General features: G+C 64.0%; 10 protein-coding genes and 1 pseudogene. 3 read left to right on the forward strand and 8 right to left on the reverse strand.

What is annotated here, in order from left to right; translation table 11 throughout:
• Positions 1 to 110 precede the first annotated feature (110 nt).
• Both MUO32_RS15300 and MUO32_RS15305 read left to right on the forward strand, forming a co-directional pair.
• Positions 111 to 509: a hypothetical protein gene (locus MUO32_RS15300; RefSeq protein WP_257949190.1), complete on the forward strand. Its 399-nt coding sequence runs from the start codon at positions 111 to 113 to the stop codon at positions 507 to 509.
• Between the two features lie 58 nt (positions 510 to 567).
• Positions 568 to 1,002, forward strand: coding sequence for a hypothetical protein (locus MUO32_RS15305; protein ID WP_257949191.1), 435 nt, complete (start codon positions 568 to 570; stop codon positions 1,000 to 1,002).
• A 36-nt stretch (positions 1,003 to 1,038) separates the two neighbouring features.
• Here the strand turns inward: MUO32_RS15305 and MUO32_RS15310 are convergent, their stop codons facing one another.
• From MUO32_RS15310 to MUO32_RS15320, 3 genes are all read right to left on the reverse strand, one after another.
• Positions 1,039 to 2,541 carry a sensor histidine kinase gene (locus MUO32_RS15310; RefSeq protein ID WP_257949237.1) on the reverse strand — a complete coding sequence of 501 codons (1,503 nt, stop codon included), beginning with the start codon at positions 2,539 to 2,541 and terminating at the stop codon, positions 1,039 to 1,041.
• 126 nt (positions 2,542 to 2,667) lie between these two features.
• Positions 2,668 to 3,222 carry an RNA polymerase sigma factor gene (locus MUO32_RS15315; RefSeq protein ID WP_257949238.1) on the reverse strand — a complete coding sequence of 185 codons (555 nt, stop codon included), beginning with the start codon at positions 3,220 to 3,222 and terminating at the stop codon, positions 2,668 to 2,670.
• Positions 3,223 to 3,229: 7 nt separating this feature from the next.
• The gene (locus tag MUO32_RS15320) at positions 3,230 to 3,409 is read right to left on the reverse strand and encodes a NepR family anti-sigma factor (protein ID WP_257949192.1); all 180 of its coding nucleotides are present in this window, start codon (positions 3,407 to 3,409) and stop codon (positions 3,230 to 3,232) included.
• Positions 3,410 to 3,573: 164 nt separating this feature from the next.
• On the opposite strand from MUO32_RS15320, the gene MUO32_RS15325 reads away from it, so the two are divergent.
• On the forward strand, positions 3,574 to 4,368 hold the full coding sequence (locus MUO32_RS15325; RefSeq protein WP_257949193.1) for a response regulator: 795 nt from the start codon (positions 3,574 to 3,576) through the stop codon (positions 4,366 to 4,368).
• A gap of 289 nt (positions 4,369 to 4,657) precedes the next feature.
• On the opposite strand, the gene MUO32_RS15330 is transcribed toward MUO32_RS15325, so the two are convergent.
• The 5 genes and pseudogenes from MUO32_RS15330 to MUO32_RS15350 form a co-directional block, all read right to left on the reverse strand.
• Complete coding sequence (locus MUO32_RS15330) at positions 4,658 to 6,241, reverse strand: FGGY-family carbohydrate kinase (protein WP_257949194.1); 1,584 nt, start codon at positions 6,239 to 6,241, stop codon at positions 4,658 to 4,660.
• Positions 6,241 to 6,933 carry an HAD family phosphatase gene (locus MUO32_RS15335; RefSeq protein WP_257949195.1) on the reverse strand — a complete coding sequence of 231 codons (693 nt, stop codon included), beginning with the start codon at positions 6,931 to 6,933 and terminating at the stop codon, positions 6,241 to 6,243. The genes MUO32_RS15330 and MUO32_RS15335 overlap by 1 nt, the downstream gene beginning before the upstream one ends.
• A gap of 79 nt (positions 6,934 to 7,012) precedes the next feature.
• A complete protein-coding gene (locus MUO32_RS15340; protein ID WP_257949196.1) occupies positions 7,013 to 8,497 on the reverse strand; it encodes a mannitol dehydrogenase family protein in 1,485 nt (494 codons plus the stop codon).
• Positions 8,498 to 8,555: 58 nt separating this feature from the next.
• Complete coding sequence (locus tag MUO32_RS15345; protein WP_257949197.1) at positions 8,556 to 9,329, reverse strand: L-iditol 2-dehydrogenase; 774 nt, start codon at positions 9,327 to 9,329, stop codon at positions 8,556 to 8,558.
• A pseudogene (locus tag MUO32_RS15350) lies at positions 9,326 to 9,440 on the reverse strand (sugar ABC transporter ATP-binding protein); the annotation flags it as partial. The gene MUO32_RS15345 and the pseudogene MUO32_RS15350, both read right to left, overlap by 4 nt.

A 9,440-nucleotide genomic window follows, 5' to 3' on the forward strand; every position in this document is an offset into this window, starting at 1 on the left:
ACCTTTTGCGTCCTGCCCCGTTGTTTGTCCGGAAAACCGTTCCGCCAAGGGGGTGGAGCGACGTTCGATCCGCGCGCCCCGCGCAGGCGACACGCAAAAGGAGAAACGGCATGGCCACCGGATTGTTTTCAACACGCAAGAAGAGCCTCCGCAATGGATTGCAGGACGAGGCGCAGGCTGTCGAAGACCAGATCGCCGAGCTGCGCGACGAAATCGCAGCACTCGCCCGCGTTCTCGCAAGCGATGCCTCCACCGGCGCGGGCGGCATCCGCAAGAAGGCCCGTGCTGTGAAGGCCGACGTGAGCGACGCCGCCCACGACCTCAAGGGCCGAGCCGAAACCGATATCCGTGACCTGATCGCCGCCGGCGAGGATATTCTGACCGACTTCCAGGACCGTTATCGCGATTCCGGCCGCAAGGCACGCAAGGCCGTGCGGGACAATCCGCTGGCGACGCTCGGCATCGCAGCCGCCGCCGGCTTCCTGCTCGCCGCCCTGCTGCGGCGCTGAATTCCCCTTGATAGGTCAGGGACGCCATCCGGCGTCCCTCATGCGGAGCACGAACGGCATGCTTTCACTGGGAGCCATCCTCCTGCAGAACCTCGTCACCCGTGTCACCGACCGGGTAGACGAGACCGTTGACGCGGCAAAGCGCAACGTCATCGCCGGCCTGGTCATCGGCCTCCTCATCGCCACCGCCTACGGCCTCGCGGTGGTCGCAACCGCCGTGTTGCTGGCCGAACGCTACGGCACCGTACCGGCTCTCTTCAGCCTTGCCGGCGGCTTTCTTCTGCTTGCATTGGTCGTGCTTGCCGTCGTTGCCATGCGCAACAAGCGGGAGCGGGAACTGCGCCGCATTCGGCGCGACCAGCTTGCGGCCCGGCGAGACCTGATGGCGGCCGCAGCCACCGTCGCCACCAGGCGGCCTCTCGCCGCAACCGGGATCGCACTTGCGCTTGGCTTCCTGCTCGCGCCAAAATCCCGCCGCCGCGGCGACGACTGACAGTTTTTCAAGTTGTTGATGCAAAGCGATGCCGCTTCAGAGCGGCATCCGTATGACGGCAGTCACGCCCTTGGGCAGATATTCGACATGCACGCTGCTGCCGAGAATCTTGTCGAGGCTGCGCTCGATGAGCACCGAACCGAAGCCACGGCGACCACCCGGATCGACCGGCGGACCACCGACCTCGTGCCAGGTCATGTTGAGCACCCGCTGCCCTTCCTCGTTGACCACGCGCGCCGCGATCACCACCTTGCCGCTGCGAACCGAAAGCGCACCGTACTTGCGGGCATTGGTGGCAAGCTCGTGCAATACGAGGCCGAGGCCGACGGCCTGATCCGGCCCCAGCTCCACCTCGTCCTTGTGGATCTCGATCTGGCTTTCGTAGTCCATGGCATAGGGCATGATCTGCTTCTGGAGCAGCATTTTCAGATGGATGACACCCCATTCGTGGTCGGAGAGCAAACCATGCGCCTCGGACAGCGATTGCAGGCGGCCCGCGAAGGCATCCATGAACTCGACCGGATCGTTCGTCTGGCGCAGCGTCTGGCGCGCAAGAGATTGCAGCATGGCGAGGGTGTTCTTGACCCGGTGGTTGAGTTCCCGCAACAACAGCCTTGTGCGTTCGGAGGCAAGCTGGCCATCGGTCACATCGACATTGATGCCGAGGAACACGGTCGGCCGCCCTTCCGCATCCCATTCGTGTACGCGCCCGCGCCCGAGCAGCCAGCGCCCCGATTTCGCAGCACGGAACACACCGTCATATTCCTTGCCGGTGGCGAGCGCGCTGCGCAGCCGGCCGATTGTCGCCTTCCGGTCCAGGGGATGCACGGCCGTAAAGAATCTACGGGCGCTCATCGGCTTTGGCGGCTTGATGCCGAGCATCCGGTAGAAGGTCTCGTTGCCGGACACGATGCCCGCAGAAACATCCCAAAGCCAGCTGGCGACATTGGCGGCGTCCAGCGCCAACGCATGGCGCTTCTCTTCACGCGACAACATCTCGGCCGCCAGCGCGCGCCGGCGCGCCTCCTCCTTCAGCTTGAGCAGCGAAGCGGCAAGCGAGGCGAGCCGTTTCAGCTTTGGCAGGAGATCGGGCGGTGTTTCTTCATGCGGCTCGACGTCGAAGACACAGACCGTACCGATCGGCTGATCGTCCACGACGACGGGGGCACCGGCATAGAAGCGCAAATACGGTTCGCCCGTGACGCTGGGAAGACAGGCGAAATCAGGGTTCCTGCTCGCATCGGCAACAACCATCGGATCGTCGCCCCTGGCGATCATCCGGGCACAGAAGGAATCCTCCGACGGCGCGCGGATTTCCCGCGTGCCTTCGCGGGCGAGAAACCACTGGTCGGTGCGGCCCAGGATCGAGACGAGGGAAATCGGGACGGAGAACAGCTGAGCCGCAAGGCTGGCGATATCGTCGAAATCAGGATCGGGGCCAGTGAAAATCGGCACGGCGGCGTCGAGCGCCATCAGCCGGTCCGGCGTTCCCAGAACCGCAGCGACATCGGACGACAGTGGCTGAACATTGTCCTTCATATGCTTTCGATAGACGATCGTGCGCCCCGCTTCACTCTCCGGTCCGGCCGGAAGACGCATTCCTCGCCCCAATCCCCTCAATTCTTGGCTCGCCCGCCATGATGGCGGGCGGCTCTTTGTTTTCCGTCAGGAGGCGAAGGCGCGCGACGTGATCGGCGCCGAGACGGCGTCCGGACCGTAGTCGCTTTCGCCGTTCACCTGCAAGAGCTCTTGAAGGCGCTGGCGGGCGCGGTTCACGCGGCTCTTGATCGTGCCGAGCGCGCAGCCGCAGATTTCCGCCGCTTCCTCATAGGAAAAGCCCGACGCGCCGACGAGGATGATGGCCTCGCGCTGTTCGTCCGGCAGCTTTTCCAGCGCCTTCTTGAAATCCTGCATGTCGAGGGAACCATATTGCGAAGGATGTTGCGCAAGATTCTCCGTGAAGAAACCATCGCTGTCCTGCACTTCGCGGCCGCGCTTGCGCATCTTGCTGTAGAGTTCGTTGCGCAGGATCGTGAAGAGCCAGGCCTTCATGTTGGTGCCCATCTCGAACTGTTCCTGCTTCGCCCAGGCTTTCATGATCGTGTCCTGAACGAGATCGTCGGCCTGGTCGTGGCGGCCGATGAGGGAAATGGCGAAGGCGCGCAGGCTCGGCAGGACCGCCAGCAGTTCACGCTTGAAAGTCGTCTGTCCCTGTTCCATCGTGTCCTCACTCGGCCCGTTGAACGCTGTTTTCAACAGCATCCAATTTTTCGAGAAGATCCAGGAACCGCTGGGGAAGCGTCTCGTCCTGCACCGAATGATAGAAGGCGCGCAACTTCGTTGCGATCTGCGCATTCGGATCATCCGCCCTCTTGGGAGGTTTTCTCCCGGTCTTTTGACTATCCAAACTATTCACTCTTGGCCACTTTCATTGTTGCTGGGCGCCATAAGTCCAATTCAGCGTGGAAATGCCCCTCAGCAAAAAAAGTTCCCGCTTCCGGAACCTAAATTTGGTTGCCGCGTTCAAATCGTCAACTGCCATTGCAGCAAATCGAAAACAGGGGACACATCATGCCGATTTCCGACCGTATTGGACCGCATCTTCCGGCGTTGCGCCGCTATGCTCGCGCGCTGACGGGCACCCAATCTTCCGGCGACGCCTATGTCGCCGCCACTCTTGAGACGATCCTCATCGACCCCTCGGTCATGCCGCAGGGCGGGGACGACAAGGCGACGCTGTTTGGCCTGCTCAGCCGGATCATCTCCTCCCTCCCCGTCTCGATGAGCCGCGGCGCGGGCTCCCTCAGGCCCGGCGCCGAGGTCCCGTTCGACCTCTCCGGCGTTCCCCCGCTCGGCCGCCAGGCTTTGCTGCTCGCCACGGTCGAGGGTTTCGCCGTCGACAAGACCGCCGAAATCCTCGAAGCGGATGTTACCGTCATCCGCGCCCTGCTCGATGCCGTCTTCGCGGAAATCGCCGCCCAGACGGAGACGGGCATCATGATCATCGAGGACGAGCCGCTGATCGCGCTCGACCTGGCCCATATGGTCAGCGGCATGGGCCACCGCGTCACAGGCATTGCGCGCACGCAGGCGGAAGCCGAGCTTCTGTGGAGCGACAGCCGTCCCGGTCTCGTGCTTGCCGATGTCCGGCTGGCCGATGGCTCCTCGGGTATCGACGCGGTCAACACGATCCTTTCCCGCACCGACATTCCCGTCATTTTCATCACCGCATACCCCGAACGGCTCCTGACGGGCGAACGGCCGGAGCCGGCCTTCCTCATTTCGAAACCGTTCAATCCGGAACAGGTGAAGGTCCTGATCAACCAGGCCCTTCTCTTCACGCCGCAGACCCGCGCAGCGGCCTGATCCCGCTCCCGGATAGCCGCAGCGGCGGCGCGGCAGGCAGCGGTGGGACGGCACGCCCACCGCTGCCTTTTCATCTCCGAAAACAGTCATGGGCACGAAAGAAAACAGCCAGCGCCTCGAAGGCACTGGCTGCTTGAGTATCCACGGACCGGAGGGGGACACGGTATCGTGGTCGATCACCGGTCGAGGGCCTCGCATCTTGGGGGCTATGCGCAGACCGGTGACGCCTGAAAAACACGTGAACTGAAAATTGGTTCCAGCCGGCCTCCGATTTTTTTCAAATTATTTTTCAAGCGATCGCTTCGAGTTCCGCACGGTGCCGGTAGAGGGCCAGAAAGCGGCGATAGTCGCGATCGTAGCCAGCCTTGCGCGCGGGGTCCGGGTGGTACTCGCTGCCACCCGGATACATGCCCGAGCCGGCAGCCGGAAAATCCGGATAGAGCCCACCGGCAACCGCTGCCACCATCGCCGTCCCCAGCAGCACCGCGTCGTTCGTGTCCGGCACCACGACGCGGCAGCCGGTGACGTCGCGATAAAGCTCGATCAGCAGCGGGTTGCGCACATGGCCGCCGGTGACATGCAGCGTATCGAGCGGATAGCCGCGCTCACCGAGCTTGTCGAGGATATGGCGGATGCCGAGCGCGATCGCGACCGCGGTACGCCAATAGAGGCGGCAGAGCCCGTCGAAGGATGCATCTAGCGCGAGACCACTGATGACGCCGAGCGCATGGGGATCGGCAAGCGGCGAGCGGTTGCCGTGAAAATCCGGCAGCACATGCAGGCGTGCGGCAAAAAGCTCCCCCTCCTCCCCCTGAAGCTCACGGATGCGGGCGACGACGCGGGCGTGGTTGGCCGCGGTCGGCTCACCGCCGGCGCTGTGCGTGCGCAGGATATGATCGAGCAGCGCGCCTGTCGCCGACTGGCCGCCCTCGACCAGCCACCAGCCCGGCAACACGGCCTCGTAATAGGGGCCCCACATGCCGAAGCCGAACCGTTTTTCGCGCGAGAAGGCGACGATGCAGCTCGAGGTGCCGCCGATCAGCGCGAGCTGGCGCTCCAGGGCCTCGGGCTCGCCGGCAAAGGGGGCGAGCACCCCGAAGGTGCCGGCATAGGCGTCGATCAGGCCTGCCGCAACGACGCAGTCCGTATCCAGCCCAAGCGCTGTCGCCGCCTCCGGCGTCAGCCGGCCGACCGCCTCGCCGACGGCCAGTGTCTCCGTCGGAAGCGAACCGCGTTCCTGCACGTCCTCAAGCCCGATCGCCTTCAGGAAACTTTCGTTCCACGGCTGCTCCTCATGGGACAGGTAATTCCATTTGGCGGTCATCGTGCCGCGCGAACGAGCATTCGAGCCCGTCGCCCGCCAGGTGATGAAGTCCGCGAGATCGAAGAAGTAGCCGGACCGCGCCCATTCTTCCGGCCGGTTGCGCTTCAGCCACATCAGCTTGGGCATCTCCATTTCCGGCGACATGACGAGGCCGGAATGAGCAAGCACCGGATGGCCCGTCGCCGTGCAGAAATCCGCTTCGACATGCGCGCGGTGATCGAGCCAGACGATCGTGTCCCAGCGCGCCTCCTCGCCGCCTGAAACGGCGAGCGGTGCCCCGGCCTTGTCGCGCACCACCAGCGAACAGGTCGCATCGACGCCGAGCGCCGCAACGCGTGCGGACGGCACGCCCGCGACGGCACAAGCCGCCTTCACCGCGGTGCAGACGGCGTCCCAGATATTTTCGGAATCATGTTCGGCATGGTCGGCGCTCGGCCGTCGCATGGCGATCGGATGTTCGGCCCGACCGAACAGCGCACCGTTGCGGTCGAACACACCGGCGCGGGCACTACCCGTGCCGATGTCCACCGCAACGATCAGATCGCGCATCAATACTCTTTCCCGCCGGCCTTTTCGTTGCGGACAAACTGTAACAATTCCCGCATGTCGTCAAACAGGGCGTCGGGTTCAAGGTTAAGCAGCGCCTCGCGATGGCGCGGCGTGCGTGCGTGGGAACCGCCGGTGAAGGCAACAACCCGCATGCCCGCGGATTTTGCCGCCGCGATGCCGGCCGGGCTGTCTTCCACAACGACGCAGCACGTGGGCTCCACGCCCATCGCCGCACTCGCATGGAGGAAGAGATCGGGCGCCGGCTTTCCGCGCGAGACCATCGTGGCACTGAAAATATGGGGCTCGAACCGGTCGATGAGACCCGTCACGGAAAGCGACAGGCGGATACGCTCCGGCTGGCTCGAAGAGGCCACGCAATGGGCGACGCCGAGCCGGTCCACCGTCTCGGCAATGCCGTCGATCGGCTGCAACTCCGCGCGAAAGCGCTCGTAGAGCACCTTGCGCATGGAATCGAGAAAGGCGGCGTCGATCGCGAGCCCATATTCTTCGTGCAGGATTTCCGACATGCTCTTGAGGCTGCGGCCGAGGAAGCGGTCGTGCGCGTCCTCCTCGCTCATTGCCACGCCCGCCGCGGCAAGCGCCTCGACCAGAACGGCAAGCGAGATCGGTTCACTGTCAACGAGCACGCCGTCGCAATCGAAAATGACGAGTTCTGTCGCTTTGGCGGCCATGGCTTTCCGTTCCGTGTTCAGGCCCCCGTCCTACTGTCTGGCCTCCACGATGGAAAGCCCCGGAATGCTTGGGTTGTCCTCACGTCGCCAGTCGGTCTTCCAGATAGAGCTTCAATGTTGCCCGCGTACCGCTGCGCTGGAGGGATTTCAGCGCATTGGCGAAGCGCTTGCGGAAGAGAGCCGACTCCGCCACGGCGCCAAAAATGTCGTGCAGTTCGAGGAAGGCGTCGGGATCGGCCTTCGCCGCCATTGCCGCCGCATGGATGCGGTCGATATTGGGATCGTTGAAACCGATCGTCTTGCCGCTATCCGTCGTACCGGCGAGATAATGGCACCACAGCGCCGAGACGAGCGAGAGGCCGACGACATCCTCGTTGCGCGACAGGCGGTCGGCGGTCGATGGCAGGATGAATTTCGGCTGACGGTTGGAACCGTCCTGCGCCAGACGCGGGATCGTGTCGGCGATCTTGGGATTGGAAAAACGGCGCTCGATGAGGCCGAAATAATCCCTGAGATCCGTGTCCGGCACAGGCGGGATCACCGGCACGATCTCATCTAGTTCCAGCTTGGCGAGGAAGGCGCGGATGTCGGGATCCTCCATCGCCTCATGCACGAAGTGGATGTCGAGCAGCGCCGCCGGATAGGCGATCGCCGCATGGCCGCCATTCAAGATGCGGATCTTCATATGCTCGTAGGGTGCGACATCGGGCACGAACTGCACACCGACCTTTTCCAGCGCCGGACGCCCCTCAGGGAAACGATCCTCCAGCACCCATTGCTTGAACTCCTCGCAGAAGACCGGCCAGGCGTCGTCGATGCCGTAATCGTCGGCCACGATGCCAATCTCGCGCGGCCCCGTCGCCGGAGTGATGCGGTCGACCATGCCGTTGGGGAAGGCGACGTTCGCGTCGATCCAGTCGGCAAGCGCAGGATCGGAAAGACGCGCCAGGCCGGAAACGGCAGCATGCGTGACCTTGCCGTTGTGCGGAATGTTGTCACAGGACATGACCGTGTAGGGCGCAGTGCCGTTCTCCCTGCGAGCCTTTAGACCGGCGAGGATCAGGCCGAAAACGGTCTTCGGATCCGAGGGATTGGCGGTGTCGGCGGCGATTGCCGGATGGGTCGGGTCGAAGACGCCGGAGGCCGGGTTGATGAAGTAGCCACCCTCGGTGATCGTCAGCGAAACGATGCGGATCGCGGCATCGGCCAGCTGCGCGACGGTCGCCGTAGCGTTTCCAGGGGCAAGATAGTCGATCATCGCGCCGGTGACACGCGCGCCGGACCTGTTGTTGTCCTGCTCGACGACGGTCGTCAAGAAGTCCTGGCCGGCGAGTTTGTCGCGCATAGCCGCATCGGACGGCAGCACACCGGCGCCGATCAGCGCCCAGTCGTGGTCGAGGCCGAGATTGAACAGGTCGTCGAGATAGACCGCCTGGTGCGCCCGGTGGAAATTGCCGACCCCGAAGTGGACGATGCCCGCCTTGAGGCGCCCGCGCTCATAGGCCGGGACGCTTGCGGTCTTGGAGACCGCCGGGAGAGTGGCGAGCGACAGTTTCGTGGTCATGGTCCATTCCTTCCGGTTTGTTCCGGTCTATGCATCGGCCGGGCGCGCGGCTGCGCGTTCAGCTCATCCAGTTGCCGCCATCGACATTGTAGGTCTGCGCGACGACGTAGTTGCTCTCCTGCGAGGCGAGGAAGATCGCCATGCCGGTGAGATCGTCGGCGGTTCCCATGCGGCCGAAAGGCACGTCCGCGCCGACGAGGCGCTTCTTTTCGCCGAGCGGGCGGTTTTCGTATTTGGCGAAGAGCGCATCGACACCGTCCCAATGCTCGCCATCGACCACGCCGGGCGCGATCGCGTTGACGTTGATGCCGTGCCTGATGAGGTTCAGCCCCGCCGACTGAGTGAGGCTGATCACCGCCGCCTTGGTCGCGCAGTAGACGCCGACCAGCGCCTCGCCGCGCCGCCCGGCCTGGCTCGCCATGTTGATGATCTTGCCGCCGCGCCCCTGTGCGATCATCTGTTTTGCGACCGCCTGCAGGGTGAAAAGCGTGCCGGCGACATTGATCGAAAAGAGCCGGTCATAGCTTTCGCGCGTGATCTCGACGATCGGCTGGAGGTCGAAGAGCGCTGCGTTGTTGATCAGGATATCGAGCCCGTCGGCCTCCTTCACGCAGGTTCCGATGGCGGCATCGATGGACTCCTGCCGCGTCACGTCCATCTGCACGGCATAGGCTGCCGGACCGATCTCCTGCGCCGTCGTGACGGCCCGCTCCAGATTGATATCGGCGATCGCGACACGCGCGCCTTCCCGCACATAGGCTTCCGCAAAGGCGCGGCCGATGCCGCGCGCCGATCCGGTGATCAGCGCGCTTTTTCCCTCAAGCCTTTTCATCGGATCGCCAGTCCCTTGTCATCGAACCTGTGGATTCGTGTTGTGTCGGGCGTGAGCCATACGGTATCGCCGTGGGTGACGGGGAAGTCGCCGTCGGCGCGTACGGTCATC

It is taken from the genome of Shinella sp. CPCC 101442 (assembly GCF_024704725.1).
Taxonomy (GTDB): Bacteria; Pseudomonadota; Alphaproteobacteria; order Rhizobiales; family Rhizobiaceae; genus Shinella.